The following is a 20,523-nucleotide window of genomic DNA, read 5'->3' as shown; positions in this document are numbered from 1 at the left end:
CAGTCTCACGCTTAAGCCCAAAAGCGAAAACCGGATCACCCTAAGCCGACCGTTGAAGCCCGACTAAACAACACAAAATTAAGCCAGCAGGATAAAGCCAAAAAAGGCTATTATGGCTGCTATTAAGGCATAGGGGAACTGGGTTAAGGCGTGGCTCATCAGGTTACAGCCTGAGCCTTGCGCTGCCAGTACGGTCGAGTCACTGTAAAAGCAGGCCTGGCTGCCAAATGAGCTGGCCGATAGCAGCGCGCCTATTACCAGTGGAATATTGGCATCCACCGCGAAGGCCAGTGGCATAACAATCGGGATTGAAACGGCAAAAATACCCCAGCTGGAGCCGGTGGCAAAGGCCAACAGCGCCATGGCTAAAAATACCAGCGCCGGTAACATTTGCGCGCTCATATATGGCGCCAGGTTTTCGATAATATACAAAGGCAGACCGAGTTTATCGCAGACATCTTTAAAGATAAAAGCGGCAATAACAATACTGATTGCCGGTAACATGGTTTTAAAGCCATTCATCATAACGTCCATCATTTCAGATAACGACATCAGCCGTTGCACGCCATAATAAACAAAGGAAAATACCAGGGCGGCTATCACGCCTTTTAAAATATCCGGTTCACTTAATGACTCGCCAAGCAGCATGGTAAACGCAATAAGTGCCAGCATCGGCATCACAAAGTTATGCACTTTACCGTGCTTGTTACTGGTTTCAAATTCTTCTTCAATACTGCTAACGGCATACTCATCACTGGTATGGTAGGGCATTTCATCAACAGCATGATTCTGCATCCGTGCGCCTGCCTGTGGGCTGTCGGCTAATTCACATTCAACAGGTGTACCCTGTTGCGTTGCCAGTTCCGCTTTCTTCATTGGCCCGATATCAGGCATCAGTTTTAAGGTAACCAGCATAACCACAATAATGGCCACGATCGGGTATAGCATATAAGGAATGGCTTCAATGTAGACGGCAACGCCTTTGCCCTGTTCAGCAACGTTATTGTCTTCAAGCAAACCACCAAAAAATACGGCCCAGGTGGAAATAGGCACCAGTACACAAACAGGCGCGGCAGTGGAGTCGACGATATAAGCCAGTTTTTGCCGGGAAACTTTAAATTTATCGGTGACCCGCTTCATTGCTTCGCCAACCGACAATGCATTCAGATAGTCATCAACAAAAATAACGCAGCCCAGCAAAAAAGTCATAAACATTGACGAGCGGGGGCCACTGGCTTTTCTGGCGCCGAAACGGCCAAAGGCAACAGCACCGCCGGTATGGATCAGCAAACCAATCAGCGCACCAAAGCCGGCACAGACCAGAATCAACCAACCGATAGTTTCGTCCTGCATTACATTGACAGAAATATCTGAAAAGTTAGCTAAGGCATCTAACGGGTTTATCAGCAATAAGCCAATAACAGCCCCCAGGATCAGCGCGAGAATAGGACGTTTTAACCAGACAGCAAAGGTCAGTACAACTAATGGTGGTATTAAACTTATTGCGGAAGGGGTAACAGCGGCCGCTTCGATGGCGGCAGCAACAGGTTCGGCAAGATTTCCCACGGTGCTATCTGCTGACATTTTGTATTCTCAAATAAAAGCTCTGATATCAGAGACGGGTTAATGAACCGCTGCAGCAGATAAAAAACGCAACACAGCGCACTATCAATACTTCTGAATTGTTTATCGATTTCACCGGTTAATATCTGTCCAGTTGTAATGGCTTCGGCTAGGGAAAACCACGGCGCAATAATATCAAAAAAATATTTTTCCACCAGAAAATTGTCTTCGCGGCACGCCAATCAGCACCGTAACGATGAATAGTCGGAATAATTGTCATGAAAATTTACACCAATACTTTTCTTAAATGTTAAATTATATTGAAAACAGTGGTTTAAAAATTGGCCTGAATAATGCTTTGTTCATAGGGAAAGCGAATATTAGCGGTTATTCGCCCTTTTGTTCCAACAAGGAGATTTAATATGAACAAATTATGTAAGGGTATGTTGGCGGGTGCCGCTCTGTTGGTTGCGCCATTTACTCAGGCGGCAGTCATTGAGTGGTCCTACACCGTCACGACCGAATGGCTTGATGCAGACTTTACTGCTGGTAATGGTACTACATTTCAGGATGATTCACTGATTAGTTGGGGCAGCACTGGCGGTGATCATACTGATCCTACCCAAGGCGCATCAAATTCACGCAGTGGTCTGGAAATTACTAATTCACCAGCGGTGGGTAACGTATTTACCAATGACATGATGCCTGCGCCGACAAACACTATTACTCACTACAACAATATCTTGTCCAGTAACTTTGCCACCCTGCTCAGCGCCGAGGTAAGAACTACGCTGACGTTAACGCCGACCGATCCGGCTGGACCTGCTGCGCCTGCTTTTATGACTGATTTCTTTGTCGACTTTTTTGAAACGCCAAACACCAGCCCTTGTGGGTATCCAAGTGACAGCGTGTGTGACGACATCTTTGTCATTCAGTTTGGTGCGCTAAATAGTGAGTTTGAATATGATGGTGTAACGTATTTCATCAGCATTGTTGAACTGACAGGCAACTTGAATCCACTGCCTAATGCGACCTGTGCAGCGGTTGGAGTTGCTAACGGCTGTTTAGGTTTTACCACACAAGAGAGTACTTTTACTCCGGCGCAATTTGGTTTTCTTATTACCAGCCGCCCGGTGAACGTGCCAGAACCAGCTATGTTAGGATTGTTTGGTCTGGGTCTGTTAGGTTTAAGAGCTTTCGGTCGTCGCCGTTCAGCTAAGAAATAAATGATGCGGTAACGTACTGCAAACTAAAAAAAACCGGAGCTTGCTCCGGTTTTTTTATGCCGAAATAAAATATCAAACTGCCGGCCCGTTTTGCGTGCTGACAACACTAAGACAATTAGCAAAGTCACCTCGATCTTTTGTTCCCGTTTGCTTGGCTAATGACGCTAAGTTCACACATTTAGAGTGTCACGATTGTTTACATAATTGGCACGAGCGATTAAATAATTCCTTTAGAAGCATTATCTTAACTAAGTGGCACGTAACGTGCTGTAGAGAGTTGGAAGCAAATAATAATGGTTGTTTGCTCATTTGTTCCATCATGGAGATTTATATGAACAAATTAAGTAAGGGGTTGCTGGCGGGAGCTGCATTATTGATTGCGCCGTTTAGCCAGGCAGCAGTGATAGAGTGGTCTTACAATGTTACAACGGAATGGTTGGGCGCAACCTTTAGTGGGGCAAATGCTAATCAAATAGTAAATGACTCACTGATAAGCTGGGGCAGAGCGGGTGGTGATCATACTAATCCAACGCTAAGTGCGATTAATTCACGTAGTGGTATAGAAATTAGTAATTCACCGGCAATGGGTAGTGTGATCACAAACGATATGATGCCGGCACCGACTAATATTATTACTCATTACAATAACACGCTTTCCAGCACTTATAGCACATTGACCACTGCCAGTATCTTAACCACTCTGGATTTGACTCCGGTTAATCCGGTTGGCCCTGCTGTACCACAGTTTTCGACTAACTTTTTTGTCGATTTCATTGAAACGCCAAACACTACACCATGTAATTTCCCAACAGAGACAGTGTGTGATGATATTTTTGTTATTCAGTTTGGGGCATTAAATACTGAATTTGTTTATGATGGCCTGACATATTTTCTGAGCATTGTGGAGTTATCAGGTAATTTAACTCCCTTACCTGATGCAACGTGCGCCAGAGCAGGTAAAGCAAATGGTTGTTTAGGTTTTACTACCCGTGAGAAAACTTTTACCCCTGCTCAGTTTGGATTCTTTATTACCACCCGTCCTTTAAATGTGCCTGAACCAGCCATGTTAGGTTTGTTCGGTCTGGGTTTATTAGGTTTTACAGTTTTCGGTCGCCGCCGTTCAGTTAAGAAATAATAACAGCATTACTAATTGCCAGAGCCTGGGTAATAACGACATGAATAATAACCGGAGCTAGCTCCGGTTTTTTTAATTGAAGAAAACGGAGCTTCGCAAAGTATCCGCCCAGTAAAAAAGCGACAAATATGTCGCTTTTTTACTGGGCCCTGGTTATCCTGACGCCGTATTGACTTACAGCGCAGCTATCTCAGCCTGTTGCGCCTGCAACTTAACCACAGCCTGCTCTAACTCAGCTTGTTTAGCCCGTTCTTTGGCCAATATAGCCTCAGGCGCTTTGGCGACAAAACCCGGGTTATTCAGTTTGCCGCTGACTCGCGCCAGTTCCTGCTGAGTTTTTTCCAGTTGTTTATCAATCCGGCTGAGCTCTGCTTCTTTATCAATTAAACCGGCCATTGGGATCAGTAAATCCATGCTACCGACCAGCTGAGTGGCACTGGCAGGTGCCTTCTCATCACTCTCTAATACGGTAATGTTGCTCAGCTTCGCCATTACCATTAAAAAGTTCTGATTCTGCGCTAACCGGCGCTGCTCGTCACTATTCAGGTTGCGCAGTAGCACCGCAAGTGGCTTGCTGGGGGCAATATTCATTTCACCGCGTATATTACGAATGGCTGTAATCACCGCTTTCAACCATTCCAAATCGGCCATAGCGGTATCATCTGCCAGGCTGGCATCAAACTGCGGATAAGGCTGCAGCATAATACTGTCCGCTTTGCTGCTTTCAATAGCTGACATTGCCAAAGGTTTAACCGACTGCCAGATAGTCTCGGTAATAAACGGCATTATCGGGTGCATTAAACGCAGCAGGCTTTCCAGTACCGTTACCAGAGTATGGCGGGTGCCGCGCTGCTCTTGCTCGTTGCCTTTAAACAACACCGGTTTGGTCAGCTCTAAATACCAGTCACAGAACTGGTTCCAGGTAAATTCATACAACGTAGCGGCAGCTAAGTCGAAGCGGTAGCTTTCGATATACTGATTAACCTGTTTTACCGTTTGCTGGTACTGCGCCAAAATCCATTTATCGGCCAGCGACAACACCTTAGTCTCACTGCCAAAACCGCAATCTTTATCTTCGGTATTCATCAGTACATAGCGGCTGGCATTCCACAGTTTATTGCAAAAATTGCGATAACCTTCTAAGCGTTTCATATCCCAGTTGATATCACGGCCGGTCGATGCCAGTGACGCCAGAGTAAACCGCACCGCGTCGGTGCCACTGGCGGTAATACCGTCCGGGAACTGCTGCTCAGTCTGTTTAGCTATTTTCTCAGCCAATTTTGGCTGCATTAAATTACTGGTTCGTTTGGCCAGCAAATCGGGCAGGCTGATGCCGTCAATCATATCCAGCGGGTCAACGACGTTGCCCTTGGATTTTGACATTTTGTCGCCATTTTCATCCCGGATTAAGCCGGTAACATACACGGTTTTAAACGGTACCTGCGGTTTACCCTCATCATCTTTGATAAAGTGCATAGTCATCATAATCATCCGGGCTACCCAGAAGAAGATGATGTCAAAACCGGTTACCAGTACATCGGTCGGATGAAATGTTTTTAAATCGTCTGTCTGCTGTGGCCAGCCCAGCGTGGAGAAAGTCCACAGTGCTGAGCTGAACCAGGTATCCAGCACGTCGTCATCCTGGCTCAGTAACAGATCATCCGCTAGCTGATAGCTGCTGCGAACTTCCTGCTCGGTGCGGCCGACGTAGACCTTGCCGTCGTTATCGTACCAGGCCGGAATGCGGTGGCCCCACCACAGCTGCCGCGAGATACACCAATCCTGAATATCCCGCATCCAGCTGAAATACATGTTTTCATACTGTTTCGGTACAAACTCAATCTGGCCACTTTCCACCGCTTCCACAGCCGTTTTGGCCAGTGGTGCGACCCGCACATACCATTGATCGGTCAGTAAAGGTTCAATGACCACGCCACTGCGATCGCCATAGGGCAGGGTATTGGTTAAATTGTCGACTTTTTCTAATAAACCTGCATCACCAAATGCCGCGACAATCGCTTTGCGTGCGTCATAGCGGTCCAGCCCCTGATATTCTTCAGGAATAGCAGCTGTTATTGCCGGGTTAAGTTCACCATTGCTGTGAAAGCATTCGCCGTCACTGCGGATAGTGGCATCCTGGGTCAGGATATTGATCATTGGCAGCTGATTGCGTTTACCCACTTCGTAATCGTTAAAATCATGCGCCGGGGTAATTTTAACGCAACCGGTACCTTTGTCTTTATCGGCATGTTCATCACTGATAATGGGAATACGCCGGTTAACCAAGGGCAGCAGTACCTCTTTGCCAATCAGTGCCTGATAGCGCTCATCGGCCGGGTTTACGGCAACGGCAGTATCACCCAACATGGTTTCTGGTCGGGTGGTGGCGACCACCAGATAAGTTTTACCGTCTTCGGTAACTGCACCATCAGCCAGCGGATAGCGCAGATGCCACATATGGCCCTGCTGCTCTTTATTCTCTACTTCCAGATCAGAGATCGCAGTATGTAATTTCGGATCCCAGTTTACCAGCCGTTTGCCGCGATAAATTAAGTCATCCTGATACAGCCTGACAAACACTTCCTGCACAGCCTCAGATAACCCCGCATCCATGGTAAAGCGTTCACGGTCCCAGTCGACTGAGTTGCCAAGGCGACGCATTTGCGCGGTAATAGTGCCACCCGATTCGGCTTTCCAATCCCAGACTTTCTCAATAAACGCTTCCCGCCCCAGCTCGTGCCGGCCCGGTAAGCCAGCCGCTGCCAGCTGCCGCTCAACGACCATCTGGGTAGCGATACCGGCATGGTCGCTGCCAACCTGCCATAAGGTATTTTTGCCGCGCATCCGCTGATAGCGGGTCATCGCATCCATAATGGTTTGCTGAAAAGCATGGCCCATGTGCAGGCTGCCGGTCACATTCGGCGGCGGGATCATAATGCAGTAACTACCGTTACCAGTATCGCCTGCCGGTTTAAAATAGCCTTTGCTTTCCCATGCGCTGTACATGGCTTGTTCTATCTGACTGGGATTAAATGTTTTTTCCATGAGAGTACCTGTTGTTCAGTCGGCATTGACGGTAGCAGGAGTAATTCCCGACTGACGATATTGCTTATAACGTTCCCGGGCTTGTGCTTTAGCAGCGGCCTCTGCCGGAACAAATTCGATAATGTCGGCAAACCGGCTGGCGAAGGCCGGTATATCCGGCGTCAGGTTAATTAATACCTGACGACTTTGCCGGGGAGGCTGCCAGCTTATTTCAACCGGCGCACCGCGGGCAGGGCCTTCACCGCTAAGGTTATGTGGCACAAAGCTATCTGGGTCAAACTGCCACAGCAGCTGGTCGATGAGCTCGGCATCTTGCTGGCTGGCAGTATAAACAAAAACCCGCTGATTAGCGCGGTAAAAGTTGGCGCAAAGCTGACATGCCAAAGCAAAATGAGCTGGCGAATCGCTCAGCTCATTTGCAGGTGGCTGCTGGCTGTCAGCCAGCACATAAAAGGTAACCGCCATCAGTGATCCTGGTTGTGACCAGCCCGGTTTATTAAAAACTGGGTTAACAGCGCTACCGGCCGGCCGGTAGAGCCTTTGTCTTTGCCACCACTGCGCCAGGCAGTGCCGGCAATATCCAGGTGCGCCCAGTTATATTTGCGGGTAAAGCGTGACAAAAAGCAGGCGGCAGTAATAGTACCGGCAGCCCGGCCACCTAAGTTGCTGAAGTCAGCAAAGGGGCTTTCCAGTTGCTCCTGATAATCATCCCATAACGGCAGGCGCCAGGCGCGGTCACCACTTTGCTCTGACGCATTGAGAATTTCATGCGCCAGTGGGTTGTGGTTACTAAGCAGGCCAGAGGCATGTTTACCCAGAGCGATAACACAGGCACCGGTTAGGGTAGCCACATCAATCACCAGCTCCGGATCAAAGCGCTCGGCATAGGTCAGCGCATCACACAGTACTAAGCGGCCTTCGGCATCAGTATTTAACACTTCAACGGTCTGGCCAGACATGGTGGTTAAGATATCGCCGGGCCGGTAAGCGTTGGCATCAGGCATATTTTCGGCTGCTGCCAGAATAGCGACCATATTGACTGGCAGTCCCAGAGCAATAACGGCATGCATAGTACCCAACACCGAGGCGGCACCGCACATGTCGTATTTCATTTCATCCATGCCATCGCCTGGCTTTAAACTGATACCACCCGAGTCGAATGTCAGGCCTTTACCAATTAATACCATCGGCGCGCTGTCATTGTCGGCACCGTTATATTTAATTACCGACATTTTCGGGCCATTGACCGAGCCACGACCTACTGCCAGATAGGAGTTCATACCATGGCTGGCCAGCTCTTCGGCACCCAGTACTTCGACGCTGATTTTATCAGATAACTCAACCAGTGCCTGCGCCTGCTCGGCCAGGTAAGCCGGGGTGCAGATGTTGGGCGGCATATTGCCCACGTCTTTACATTGTTTAATGCCAGCAGCAATAGCCAGACCTTGTTCTACCGCGCGCTCGCCAATGGTTAAATCGCGCCGGGTAGGCACATTAAAGACAATTTTGCGCAGCGGCCGGCGGGTTTCGTCTTTTTTACTTTTTAAGCGATCAAATACATACAGGCAGTCCTGAGTGGTTTCCACTGCATGGCGAACTTTCCAGTAGGTATCGCGGCTTTTGACGTGCAACTCAGATAAAAAGCATACTGCTTCCATTGAACCGGTTTCGTTCAGAGTGCTGATGGTTTTGGCGATAATCTGGCGGTACTGCCGTTCGTCCAACTCGCGTTCTTTACCACAACCCACCAGCAATACCCGCTCGCTAAGCACATTGGGCACATGGTGCAGCAGCAGCATCTGGCCCGGCTTGCCTTCTAAGTCGCCGCGGCGTAATAAATTGCTGATATAACCTTCGCTGATTTTATCCAGTTGCTCTGCAACTGCGGAAAGACGACGTGGCTCGTAAACGCCGACAACAATACATGCGCTGCGTTGTTTTTCCGGACTTCCGCTTTTAACGCTGAACTCCATACTTACTCCTGATTCTAATAGACTGTGCTACTATAGCCATTAACAAATAGCTGTTAACAATTGCAATTGTACTAAAGCGCCAGCTGATGACATGGCTGAATTCTACCGTGAATTGAGAAAAAAGCTCGGCTTTCCCGGTACTTTGCCTGATAATAATTGCTATAAATATCAAGTTTACTTAAAAATTGCCAGGTTTCCAGCAAAAAGACAGGTTTTAGGGGGCATTTTTGATTATTTTTCGCTATCTGATTGGTGAGGTGTTTCGCGCCCAATTGGCTGTCTTTGTTATTCTGACCAGCATTATAATCAGCCAGCGCGTTGTTAAAATTCTGGCTGATGCCTCTGAAGGTGATTTACCGGGTCAGCTGGTAATGAGTATTGTTGCCCTGAAGTTACCTCAGCTGGCGGTTATTATTCTGCCATTAAGTGCGTTTTTAGGTATTTTGGTCGCCTATGGCCGGGTGTATGCCGACAGTGAAATGACAGTGTTACATGCTACCGGCGTCAGCGAATGGTATGTGACCCGTATAACCTTGTTATTGTCGGTGGTGATGGCCATTCTGGCTGGTAGTGTCACTTTGTACCTCAGCCCGTGGGCGACTGAACGCGAATATCAGTTGCTGGAAAAAGCAGACAGTAATGTCGGCTTATTTTCGCTGGTACCAGGACGTTTTCAGCATACTGCCAATGAACAGGCCGTAATTTTCGTGCAGGAGATAAGCCGCACCGGCAATAATTTATCGCGGGTTTTTGTCGCGCAAACTGAGCTGCAAGGCGAGCAAAGCCGGCATGCTATTGTTTATGCGCAAACCGGCGCCGTCAGCGAAGATGCTGCCAGCGGCGCCCAGATGCTGGAGCTGCAGCAAGGCAGGCGCTATGCCGGCGATGGCCGCTCACCGGCTTATGAAGTCACTGAATTTGGCCGCTATCAAATTCAGTTACGGGAACAACAAGTTGAACAACGCCGGCGCAAGCTCAGTAGTTTAAGTACCCCGTTATTATTGCAGCAGCAAAGTGCTGAAGCGGCCGCAGAATGGCACTGGCGGATAGCTATTCCATTATCGATTCCTATTCTGACCCTGATAGCCGTGCCGCTGAGCCGGGTCAATCCGCGTCAGGGTAAGTTTGGCCGGCTGCTACCCGCATTGTTATTGTATCTGGGCTACTATGCCTTACTTATTATTGGCCGTTCGGCACTGGAAGACGGCAAAATACCGCCCGAACTCGGTATGTGGTGGCTGCATGGCAGCGCGCTGCTGCTCGGGCTGTTTCTGATCCTGCGAAACCGGGCCGGTGCCCAGCGTTTTCGGGCCTGGATAGCGGGGCGCGCCTGATATGCTGAAAATTCTCGATTTATACATAGGCCGCACTATTCTGGCCACCTCTGCGCTTACCCTGAGCGTCCTTATTGTACTGTCGGCGCTGTTCCGGTTTATTGATCAGATGCGTTCTATCGGCCGCGGCTACTATGACATGGTGCATGCTGCCTTGTTTACTCTGTACAGCATGCCGGGTGATGTGGTGCTGTTTTTCCCAATGGCAGCATTAATCGGCGGTTTAATCGGTATGGGTATGCTGGCCAGCAGCAGTGAGCTGGTGGTAATGCAGGCGGCCGGTTTGTCGCGCTTAAATATTATTAACTCGGTGATGAAATCTGCGATTGTTATGGTGCTGGTGGTGATGGCGGTAGCCGAGTGGGGTGCACCGGTCAGCGACCGCGCGGCCCGCGAGCTCAGAATTAAAGCAATTTCCGACGGTAACCTGTTCGCTGCTCGTCAGGGTGTCTGGGCCAAAGATGGCGATAGTTTCGTTAATATTAAAGAAGTTGATGACGTCGGTAATTTAACCGGCCTGACCATTTATAAATTTGCCAAGGATTTGCAGCTGGAAACGGTTATCAGCGCCAGCAGTGCAGTATATCGCAACAACAGCTGGCGGCTGGAGAATGTCACCGAGCTCACCTTTACCCCAGAGCGGGTGATCCAGAACAACGAGGCAGAGCAGCAGTGGCGCTCCAGTTTAAGCCCCGACAAACTGGGCGTAGTGACCATTAAACCTGAAATGTTGTCACTGACCGGCTTAGCGCAGTATGTCGATTATCTGGAGCAAAATGATCAGGAAGCCAGCCGCTATGAGCTGGCCTTCTGGCGCAAAGTACTGCAGCCACTGTCGGTCGCTGCAATGTTATTGCTGGCGCTGAGTTTTATTTTCGGGCCGCTGCGCAGTGTAACGATGGCGGCCAGGGTGCTGCTCGGTATTCTCACCGGCTTTGGTTTTTTTATGAGCAATGAGCTGTTCGGCCCGCTGGCACTGGTGTATCAGTTACCACCGCTGGCCGGCGCTATGCTACCCAGCTTATTGTTTATGGCACTGGCCGTGTATCTGATGCGCAAAAAGGTGTAGTCGTCCAGCGTGAGTTAGCCGGCCGTTTTGTGCACATTCAGGCTTTTACTGTGCTCTTTACTTATCACCACCATCTGGCTGGCGGTAAGCTGGTCCTGCAATGCCAGGCCTTTACCCCAGCGTAGCCACAGCCAGACGTTTCCTAAGCCGAATAACGCCAGCAAGGCCCGGGCCAGCGCCTGCAGCGGGCTAAGCGGCAAGCCATTTTGCTTAACCACGACTATTCGCCAGGCCCGCATACCCAGGGTCTGGCCGGCTTTACACCAGAAATACACATAAAAGCTTAATATCACCGCCACCAGGTAGCTGAAGTACAGCCAGCGGCGCAGCCCGGTATTTAAGTAATCCGCAATATCAGTGTAACCGCTCAGGTTAACCAGTCCGGCCCATGCCAGCAGTTGCACCAGCAGCATCGCAATACCGGCAGAGAGCATTAGCAGGGCCGCTAACACCAGAATATCGTAAATTATGGCCGCTAAACGGCGGGCAAAACCGGCACGGGGGGCATTGGCAAGCATAACAGCATCCTGTTGCAAAACTTCGGCAAGTTTAACACGACCATACTTTTTTACGATCCCGGCCGGCGCGTTTTTCGTCACTGCTGGATATTTGTGCAATTAAAAGCCAATTAAAACAAAGTGTCATAAAAGCACTTGCCAAGCTTAAGCAGCGCCGTATAATGCAGGCGTTTACCTCAAAATATCCCTCAGTGCCTGGGTGGCGAAATCGGTAGACGCAGCGGATTCAAAATCCGCCGGGGGAAACTCCGTGTCGGTTCGAGTCCGACCCTAGGCACCAATGCTTTTGTCTGACCAATCCCTGTTCCTGAAAATTTTCATTAGCTGGCAATCCAGCTGTGGCTTGCTATATTTCTTTCATCCTCTGACATCTTTACAGGGCAAATGCCCATGGCAAATCAAGGCTCACCATCTGTTGCAGCAGATCTGTTCTGTGGCGCAGGCATTGGTGTTTTGCTCGGTGTGTTGGTGGGCCTATCGGCAAATGAGGTGGTTGCTGATGTGGTGGTCGGTATTGTTGCGATACTTGCTGCTGCCCTGGGGCTGGTATCGGCCAGTGAAAAAATCGGGGCGCGGCCCTGGCGTATTGGCGCTTTTGGGATATTTTCGACACTGTCGGTCATAGCGGCATTAATGGTGCGTACTCATGATGCGCTGGCGCCTTCCGCTATGGAGCAACATCGCCTCTGGACCGCCATTGGTTTTAGTGAGCGGGAGGCCGGTGAGTTGGTCGCCTACCGGCAACTCGGCGTGAAACCGGGCGATCTGCAAGTTGATCCGCAAGTACTAAAGGGCAAGGCATCGGTGTTGTATGTGGCTGATGCCGAAACCTGCCGCGACCTTGCACCCGATGTATTTACCGATAACGCTGAGATATTAAATGCCTGGCAGCTGCAGCAGGGAGCGTGGGCAGACGTGGCCGCTATTGCCATCACTCTTACCCCCGAACGAGCCCGGTCATTGCTGGCAGCCAGCTGGCTACTGGCCTGCAGTGTGGAGGCCCCATGAAGCTCAGACTTGTTATCGGTTGTCTGCTAATGGTATCGGCGGCGGCGTTGGCCCAGCTGCAGCAAACTTTCGATCGGGTCAGACCGTCGGTGGTTAAAGTGCGCACCGCAGATACCGGACATGCAGCGACCGGTTTTGTCTGGCAGTCTGCAGATTTGATTGTAACGTCCTTACATGTGGTCGATGGCAGTAGCCAGATCATTGTCGATTATGTTGAGCCAAGGGTCAGCCGCAGCGCCAGTGTCGAACGGGTGCTGAAAGACGCTGATCTGGTGCTGCTTAAGATTAAGGATGCGCCGCAGGTTAAGCCACTTCGCTCCAGTCATCAGCTGCCCACCATAGAGGATGAGATCCACGCTCTGGGCTATCCGCTGAATACGCCAGAGATCAATAGCTTTTCGTTTAAACAGCGTTATGGTGGCCGGAGGCTGCAAGATAACGTGTCGACAAAGGTCTTGGCTAAACTGCGGCAAAATGGCTATCCGGATCCCGGGCTTGAGGTGATTAAACTTGGCAGTGAAAGCCTGCTACCGGGCTTATCCGGCGCCCCCATATTCGATAGCAAAGGCGTGGTGGTCGCGATTGGCAATGGCGGCCTGGAAGAAGGTGCGTTAAATATAAGCTGGGGGATCCCGGCGGCGCAGTTGATCAGGCTTGGCCAGAGTACCCAGCGCCAGCTGCCGGGCAGCAAGGGCACCAGTGAACTTTTCGCCGCGGAACTGGAAGCGCAAATGGGCCAGGAAGTGCAGTTCGGCGAAGTAAGACTGATTAAAGTGCGTACCCGTAATCTGGCTCAGCTGATGGGCTCTGCCGATGATCAGCTGGGGCTTAACCAGCTGGCAAACGCTTTCGCCATGTTTAATCCGCTGGCCTTTCAGTATGACATTTATCAGGACGTAAATACCGGCGCCACCCTGGTGGTGCCAGCAGAGTCGGTTCTCAAACCCCGAGCAGGCGAGCCATGGCAGGTGACGTTACCGTTCAGCCAGGCAGGATTACCGATCTGGATGTACGTGATGCTGGAGGAGACCGATTCGGTGATGCAGGCCCAGAATTTATCGGTGCAATTTGAAACCTGGATCAGCCAGCAATATGACGATACCCAGTGGGCTGCCGATCCGCAGTGGAGTTATCTGACACCTTTTCAGCGTTTTGATGGTTTAGTGGTTAACCGCAAGGCGTGGGTCGGCATGACCTGGTTTGGTGACACGAAATATGCTTTTGAAACGCTGGCTTTACGCAACCTGACTTTTTTAGGCGCCATTGGTGTTCGACAAGATGCACCGGCGCAACTGATGCAATATTGCATCAGCTATAACTGGCAGCCACCCCAATGTCAGCAGGTTCAGCAGCTGAGTTTCGCCTGGGCCCATTTAGTGCTGGGTTTACAGCTGTCAGGCTTTAGTCTGTGAGCTACTTAAACTTCACCGGGTTATAAATCGTGGCGTTTTAAGTTGATATACACAAATCATTCAACCTAACATAATTAAACGCTGCAAGATGCCAAATTCAGGGGCAATATAATGAAAATTAATTTTGCACCGTCGATGGCAGGCAGCGGCGAAAATGCCCGGCGCCATTTTCTTAAACTGCTGGCCGGCAGCGGCTTACTATTAAGCCCGCTACTTGCCGGCAAAATGGCTTTTGCCAGTGGCGGTATTCAACCCGGAATTCAGCTGTATACGGTCAGAAGCTTAATGGCGCAAGATATCAGGGGTACGTTGCAACTGCTGGCCGGCCTGGGTTATCAGCAGCTGGAATTTGCCGGGTTATTTGGCCGGCCGCCGGCACAAATAGCAAGCTGGCTGAATGAGCTGGGGCTGTCGGCTCCGGCCGGACATGTCATGTTACAGCCACTGCTGCACGACACAAACCGGGTATTAGATGAAGCGCAAACCCTGGGGCATCGTTATCTGGTTATGCCGTATCTGACAGAAACTGAGCGCAGTAATGGGTTAGCCGGTTACCAGAAGTTGGCACAGCAGCTAAATCAGGTGGGCGAGCACTGTCAGACTGCAGGAATAACCCTGGCGTATCATCACCATGATTTTGAGTTTGCTTTGATTGACCATACCCGCCCTTATGACATCTTGCTGAGCCAGACCGATGCCAGATTAGTGAAAATGGAAATCGATTTTTACTGGGCAGCGAAAATGCTGGTAGATGTAGCGGCACTGTTTCAGCGTCATCCTGGCCGTTTCCCGCTATGGCATTTAAAAGATATGGCGGCTGACGGCAACTTTGCCGACCTTGGCAAAGGGGTGATTGATTTTGCAGCTGTAACGGCATCTGCGACCCTGGCAGGCTTACAGCATGCTTTTGTCGAACGCGATAGCACAGATAATTTAACCGTCACCCTCGAGCAGGGGATCCGCGGCTTTAACCAGATTTTCAGCTGAACCCAGCGTTACGGTATTTGTTTATTGGCTCGTTGCGCCAGTCCCCGATGATTGTATTGACGTACTGCAGCTGGCTTAAAATTTGTTGAATCCGGCTCATCTGCTACAGTTTCTACTGAACCTTATAACGCTGATAAAGGTACAGCTCTGTCAAATGCTTAGTCTGCCCGTGAACAAACACTGCAACCTCAGTTCAGTAAGCCGGTATCTCGCTTTTATCGTTACACTGGCTTGGTTAACCGCCTGCGATAAACCGCCACCACAGGCTGAATCAGCACCGCTGCCGCTGGTCGAAACCGCTACGGCAACGCCTCACGGCGAGGATTATACGATAGTCGTTAATGGTTTTGTCCGCGCACCGGAGCAGGTGAGCCTGGTGACTGAAGTGGCCGGGGTTGTCGCTACTAAGTCTGCACAGCTGGAAGTGGGCCAATATTTTGAGCAGGGCGAAGAGTTGTTCCGGCTGGAGCAAACTGATTATCAGGCGCAGCTGTTGCAAGCGCAGGCTGAACTGGACAATGCCGAGGTGGCCCGGACAACAGCCAGCGATGATTTGCAGCGCATTCAGTCGCTTTTTCAGCGCGACCTTGCGGCGCAGGCCAGACTGGATGACAGTCGGCTGGCACTGACCACGGCTGAAGCCAGGCTGAAAAAAGCGCGGGCAGCGGTGCAACTGGCAGAAGAGGCGTTAGCCGATACCGTTATTACTGCCCCTTTTGCTGCACTGATTGCGAGTGAAAATGTCAGTGTCGGTGCCTATTTTTCACCAGCTCAGCCCGCACTGACGCTGATAAGCGCCAATCAACTGGAAGTGGAAGCCGGCCTGACACCGGAACAGAGCGCTGCGGTAGCCAGACGGCTTGATGCCAAAAGCGACACCGCCATTACCGTTGTTGCCAGCGATAAGCAACTGACACTCAACGCCAGTTTGCGCTCAGTCAGCCCGCTTTTGGATCGCACGTCCCGCACTATCAGCCATACCGTGCTGCTCAGCCAGCCAGCCAATAAAGCGGGCGCTGCGCTTACCGTCGGTGAGTATGTTCAGGTTCATTTTGCCGCCCGGGCCGGGCAGCCACTAATGCGGGTGCCGGCAGCCAGCGTCAGACAAAACAGCCATGTTTATCTGCTTGATAAAGATAATAAACTGCAGAAAATTGAAGTTACGCCAGTGGCTTATCAGCAACAGGAGGTGCTGATCACCGAAGACACCCGTCTGCTGGATGCCAGGTTACTGCTGACATCACTGGTTAACGAAGCAACCGGCCTTAAAGTCAGAACCAGGGAAGACTGATCGGTGTTTTTATTAGAAAAAGCCAGCCATAACCGGGTATTTGCTAATCTGCTGGCAATATTTCTGCTGCTTGCCGGGCTGGTGTCGTTAACTGAGCTGACGGTTAAGCTGTTTCCTACCCTTGATCTGGAAACGATCTCCGTTACCGTGCCGTATCCGGGTGCGACGCCAGCGGAAGTGGAAGAAGTTATTATCAAGCCTATTGAGCAGAAAATTGAAGGCCAGCAGGGTGTAAGGCGGGTCCGCTCGGTGGCATCGCAGAATATCGGCAGCGTAGTTATTGAACTCTATGCCGGTGAAGACAAGATCAAACGCCTGAATGATATTAAAAATCAGATTGATCAGATCCGGGTGTTTCCCGAAGATGCAGAAGAGCCACGGGTCGTGGTGGCCGAAAACGATGAGTTAGCCATCCAGTTTGTGCTGTTTGGCGATACCAGTGGCTTTCAACTGAAACAACAAGCCCAGCGACTGCGCACTATGCTGGCGGATGCTGACGGCATTTCCGACGTCAGGCTGGAAGCGACTGCGGATTATTTGCTGGATATTCAAATCACCGAAGATACCTTACGCCGCCATGGTTTATCGCTAACCGGAATTGCCCGGCGGATTGCTGCCCAGTCGCTTGATTTATCCGCCGGCGAAATTGAAGGCCCCGAGCGGCGGCTGCTGGTCAGAAGCATTGGCGAGCGGCTGACTGCGGAGCAGTTTAAATCGCTGGTGGTTGGCACGGGCGACAATGGTGCCCTGCTGTATCTGCAGGATATCGCCAGCATTGACGATACTCTTACCGACTCGCCACTGGCCGGTTTTTACAATAATCAGCCGGCCATAGTTATCAGTGCCTACCGGGTGGGTCAGGAACAAATCCTGGATTTGGTTACCAACGCCAAAACCGTCTTTAACCAGCAGTTTGTACCGTCATTGCCAGCAGACATGCAGGCTGAAATCTGGCGCGATGAGTCTGATAATTTGCGCAGCCGGATCAGTTTACTGACTAAAAATGCCGCAATCGGCCTGGTGCTGGTGGTGCTGTTATTAATGCTGTTTCTGGAAGTCAGGCTGGCACTGTGGGTTGCTGCCGGGCTGGTAGTGGCGTTTGTTGGTAGTTTTTCGCTGGTTCAGTTGTTTGGGTACAGCATTAATATGATGTCGATATTTGGCTTTATTCTGGTTATCGGCATTGTGGTGGACGATGCGATTGTGGTCGGCGAGAATGTCTACAGCAAGCTTGAAGATGGCTTATCCGGGCGCGAAGCCGCCGCCAAAGGGGTGGTAGGGGTAGCGACGCCGGTGCTGGTTTCTATTCTGACAACTATCGCCGTGTTTATTCCGCTGCTGTTTATTCCCAGCCTGTATGGCCAGTTTCTGGGGCCTATTGCCGCTATTGTTATTTTCGTGCTGCTGCTATCGTTAGTCGAGGCCTTTTATATTCTGCCTAAACATCTGTCTCATCTTAATATGGACCCGCCGGGACGCTGGTCGCCGCGACATCTGAGTGAATTTTTACGCAAAAAGGCCTCAACCGGCATGGATAAGCTGCGAAACGGTCCGGTCAAAGCCGCCGTAGGCTGCGCGATTCATCATCCACTGCTGACCGTGGGGCTGTTTATTGCCATGCTGTTTTTAATCGCCGGGCTGTTTATCAGCGGCGCGGTAAAGTTTATCTTTTTCCCGGAAGTGGAGGGGAACTATGTTACCGCCTCGGTAGAGCTGTCTAACCAGACCTCGGAAACACAAACCCGCCAGGTGATTGAAACCCTGATTAACAGCGCCAGACAAAGCGCCCGCCAATTTAACGCATCGGCAAAGGCTCCGGATGGTAATGTCATTCAGGGCATCCTGGCCACCCGGGGTAAAACCGTCGGTGGTGGCCCATCAGCGGCTGATGCTGAGGTCAGTGCCGCGTCAAATTTGGCTTATGTTAGTGTCAAAATAGAAGATGCTGCGACCCGCCAGTTTGGTGCTGTCGATTTTGAACGTACCTGGCGAGAGATAACCGGTGCAGTGCCGGGCGCCAGAAAGCTGACCTTTACCTCCAGTCTGGTGTCGGCCGGCGCCGCCGTGCAGCTGGAAGTGCGCTCGGCAAATGCCGGGCAGCGCGAACAGGTTGTTGCTAAGCTGCGCCAGGCGCTTGAGGATACACCCGGCGTGTTGGATGTGCGCGATGACAGGTTTGACACCACTGATGAAGTACAAATCCGGCTTAAGCCCGAAGCTCTGGTTTATGGCCTGACGCTAAGACAGCTGGCACAGGAAATCAGGGCCTCCTATTATGGTGCGGTCGCCACCCGGATTGCCCGGGACAGGGAAGAGATTGAAGTCAGGGTCAGGTTGTCCGCCCAGGAGCGCGGTAAGCTGGAGGACCTGCTACAACGTCGTATTCTGGTTAATGGCAGCTTTATTCCGGTTGCTGAGGTTGCCGATATCCATATTGCACCGGCGCCGTCCCGGCTGAACCGCTTAAACGGCCAGTCGGTTACCGCACTAAAAGCCGACGTTGATAACCGGATCGCCACCGGCAGTAAGATAACCCGGCAAATTCTGGAGCAAAAATGGTCCGCAATCAGCAGCCAGTATCCGGAGGTTCAGGTAACAGTTGGCGGTGATCAGGCTGAGCAGGAACGGGTTAAGCCGTCGATGGCCCGGAATTTTCTGTTGTCGCTGTTTATGGTTTATGCGCTGCTGGCGCTGGTGTTTTCCAGCTACAGCCAGCCGCTGGTGATTATGGCGATTATTCCGTTTGGCCTGACAGGTGCTGTGCTGGGCCATTTTATGCTTGGGCTGGATTTAACATTACTATCGTTGTTTGGCCTGATAGGCCTGTCCGGGGTGGTGATTAACGACAGTCTGCTGCTGATGGAGTTTATTAACCGTTTTCGGGAAAAAGGTCAGGATATTGAACAAGCCGTGCTTAACGCCACTTTGCAACGTTTCCGGGCTATCGTCCTGACCTCCCTGACCACCTTTTTAGGTGTTACCCCGATTATTCTGGAGCCCAGTGTCCAGGCAACCTTTCTCAAACCGACTGCCGTATCACTGGGCATAGGCATCCTGTTTGCCACCACTATTCTGCTGCTGTTACTGCCGGCGCTGGCGGTATTGCAGTTAAAACTGAAAAGCAAACTGAGTAAAAAAGATTCAGGCACCTCTGAACAGGCGGGATAACCCCGGCCAAAGGTAAGGGGGGAAAGCAGAGACAAGCGATGGCTTGCTGGTTGAAAGTCGCTTATGGCCATTTACTGAGTATTTTGTCGTAGTCACCCGATGCTTTCAGCTTGCTGAGCTGTTTGTCGAACTGTTGCTGCAGTTGCGGATCTTTAACAATGGCGCCATAGGATTTGGTCTCAAATATAGGATGGATAGCCAGCTGCTGAAGCGGGAAGCGTTGCTGGATTATGTAGGTCAGCAATCTGCGCTCGCCAATCACCACATCGGTACGGTGATTTACCAGCAATTTTAACTGCAGTTCCCGCTCAGCCACTTCCAGATAATTTGCATCCTGCACTGTATTAGCAAACTTCTCGCCCAGTACAATACGGGCAAACTGATAAGCAATAATGTTTTTATCTGTTAAGTCGGCAATCGTATTAATTATCAGATTGGCGCTTTTTAATGATACCGCGACGTCTTTAAACGGCAGATAGGCTTGGGTTAAGTGGCCATGTTCAGGGGGAAAAGCCGCGGGGCTGGCGACATCATATTTGCCTTCATTAAACTCTTTAATTAACCGGTTATAACCTAACAGGTGAAATTCGGTGTTGTAGCCCATCCCGCTAAAAATATGGCGGATAATTTCAACATCAATACCTGTTACGCCTTCGCCCTCCTGATAATACGCCCAGGGCGGGCCAATATTAACGGCTACCTGCAGAGTTTGCGGTGCGGCAACGGCCTGCCACGTTAACATAAAAAACAACCACACTATGCGCATCACTAATACCGGATACTGACTGATAAGC

15 protein-coding genes and 1 tRNA gene are annotated in these 20,523 nt (G+C 50.6%); 10 read left to right on the top strand and 6 right to left on the bottom strand.

Going from position 1 to position 20,523, the window contains the following annotated elements; translation table 11 throughout:
* Positions 1-78: 78 nt before the first annotated feature.
* Positions 79-1,584: a Na+/H+ antiporter NhaC family protein gene (locus R3187_RS04145; protein WP_318965440.1), complete on the bottom strand. Its 1,506-nt coding sequence runs from the start codon at positions 1,582-1,584 to the stop codon at positions 79-81.
* Between the two features lie 401 nt (positions 1,585-1,985).
* On the opposite strand from R3187_RS04145, the gene R3187_RS04140 reads away from it, so the two are divergent.
* Both R3187_RS04140 and R3187_RS04135 read left to right on the top strand, forming a co-directional pair.
* Complete coding sequence (locus R3187_RS04140) at positions 1,986-2,789, top strand: THxN family PEP-CTERM protein (protein WP_318965439.1); 804 nt, start codon at positions 1,986-1,988, stop codon at positions 2,787-2,789.
* A gap of 331 nt (positions 2,790-3,120) precedes the next feature.
* Positions 3,121-3,924 carry a THxN family PEP-CTERM protein gene (locus tag R3187_RS04135; RefSeq protein WP_318965438.1) on the top strand — a complete coding sequence of 268 codons (804 nt, stop codon included), beginning with the start codon at positions 3,121-3,123 and terminating at the stop codon, positions 3,922-3,924.
* Between the two features lie 174 nt (positions 3,925-4,098).
* Here the strand turns inward: R3187_RS04135 and R3187_RS04130 are convergent, their stop codons facing one another.
* Genes R3187_RS04130 through pepA form a run of 3 tightly spaced genes read right to left on the bottom strand, consistent with a single transcriptional unit; the run spans position 4,099 to position 8,942 of the window.
* Complete coding sequence (locus tag R3187_RS04130) at positions 4,099-6,969, bottom strand: valine--tRNA ligase (RefSeq protein WP_318965437.1); 2,871 nt, start codon at positions 6,967-6,969, stop codon at positions 4,099-4,101.
* A gap of 15 nt (positions 6,970-6,984) precedes the next feature.
* The gene (locus tag R3187_RS04125; RefSeq protein ID WP_318965436.1) at positions 6,985-7,434 is read right to left on the bottom strand and encodes a DNA polymerase III subunit chi; all 450 of its coding nucleotides are present in this window, start codon (positions 7,432-7,434) and stop codon (positions 6,985-6,987) included.
* Positions 7,434-8,942: a leucyl aminopeptidase gene (gene pepA / locus R3187_RS04120; protein WP_318965435.1), complete on the bottom strand. Its 1,509-nt coding sequence runs from the start codon at positions 8,940-8,942 to the stop codon at positions 7,434-7,436. The genes R3187_RS04125 and pepA overlap by 1 nt, the downstream gene beginning before the upstream one ends.
* 227 nt (positions 8,943-9,169) lie before the next feature.
* Here pepA and lptF point away from each other — a divergent pair, with 227 nt between their 5' ends.
* Together lptF and lptG are read left to right on the top strand one after the other, a co-directional pair.
* The gene (gene lptF, locus R3187_RS04115) at positions 9,170-10,276 is read left to right on the top strand and encodes an LPS export ABC transporter permease LptF (RefSeq protein WP_318965434.1); all 1,107 of its coding nucleotides are present in this window, start codon (positions 9,170-9,172) and stop codon (positions 10,274-10,276) included.
* 1 nt (position 10,277) lies between these two features.
* Positions 10,278-11,345: an LPS export ABC transporter permease LptG gene (gene lptG, locus R3187_RS04110; RefSeq protein WP_318965433.1), complete on the top strand. Its 1,068-nt coding sequence runs from the start codon at positions 10,278-10,280 to the stop codon at positions 11,343-11,345.
* A 14-nt stretch (positions 11,346-11,359) separates the two neighbouring features.
* Here the strand turns inward: lptG and R3187_RS04105 are convergent, their stop codons facing one another.
* Entirely contained in the window at positions 11,360-11,863 is a 504-nt protein-coding gene (locus tag R3187_RS04105; RefSeq protein WP_318965432.1) for an RDD family protein, read from the bottom strand.
* A gap of 193 nt (positions 11,864-12,056) precedes the next feature.
* Between R3187_RS04105 and R3187_RS04100 the strand changes: the two genes are divergently transcribed.
* The 6 genes from R3187_RS04100 (at position 12,057) to R3187_RS04075 (ending at position 19,729) form a co-directional block, all read left to right on the top strand.
* Positions 12,057-12,143: transfer RNA gene (locus tag R3187_RS04100), tRNA-Leu, on the top strand.
* 110 nt (positions 12,144-12,253) lie between these two features.
* Positions 12,254-12,871 carry a hypothetical protein gene (locus tag R3187_RS04095; RefSeq protein ID WP_318965431.1) on the top strand — a complete coding sequence of 206 codons (618 nt, stop codon included), beginning with the start codon at positions 12,254-12,256 and terminating at the stop codon, positions 12,869-12,871.
* Positions 12,868-14,283 (top strand): serine protease, encoded by a 1,416-nt coding sequence (locus tag R3187_RS04090; protein WP_318965430.1) that lies wholly within the window; start codon positions 12,868-12,870, stop codon positions 14,281-14,283. The genes R3187_RS04095 and R3187_RS04090 overlap by 4 nt, the downstream gene beginning before the upstream one ends.
* Positions 14,284-14,394: 111 nt before the next feature.
* Complete coding sequence (locus tag R3187_RS04085) at positions 14,395-15,270, top strand: sugar phosphate isomerase/epimerase (protein ID WP_318965429.1); 876 nt, start codon at positions 14,395-14,397, stop codon at positions 15,268-15,270.
* A gap of 154 nt (positions 15,271-15,424) precedes the next feature.
* Positions 15,425-16,561, top strand: coding sequence for an efflux RND transporter periplasmic adaptor subunit (locus R3187_RS04080; protein ID WP_318965428.1), 1,137 nt, complete (start codon positions 15,425-15,427; stop codon positions 16,559-16,561).
* 3 nt (positions 16,562-16,564) lie between these two features.
* Positions 16,565-19,729 carry an efflux RND transporter permease subunit gene (locus R3187_RS04075; RefSeq protein WP_318965427.1) on the top strand — a complete coding sequence of 1,055 codons (3,165 nt, stop codon included), beginning with the start codon at positions 16,565-16,567 and terminating at the stop codon, positions 19,727-19,729.
* Between the two features lie 61 nt (positions 19,730-19,790).
* On the opposite strand, the gene R3187_RS04070 is transcribed toward R3187_RS04075, so the two are convergent.
* Positions 19,791-20,471 carry a substrate-binding periplasmic protein gene (locus R3187_RS04070; RefSeq protein WP_318965426.1) on the bottom strand — a complete coding sequence of 227 codons (681 nt, stop codon included), beginning with the start codon at positions 20,469-20,471 and terminating at the stop codon, positions 19,791-19,793.
* Between the last annotated feature and the right edge of the window lie 52 nt (positions 20,472-20,523).

The sequence above is a fragment of the Arsukibacterium sp. genome, from assembly GCF_033721375.1.
GTDB lineage: Bacteria > Pseudomonadota > Gammaproteobacteria > Enterobacterales > Alteromonadaceae > Alishewanella.
The sequence above is the reverse complement of the archived record's forward strand: the minus strand, read 5'-3'. Positions and strand labels throughout refer to the sequence as shown.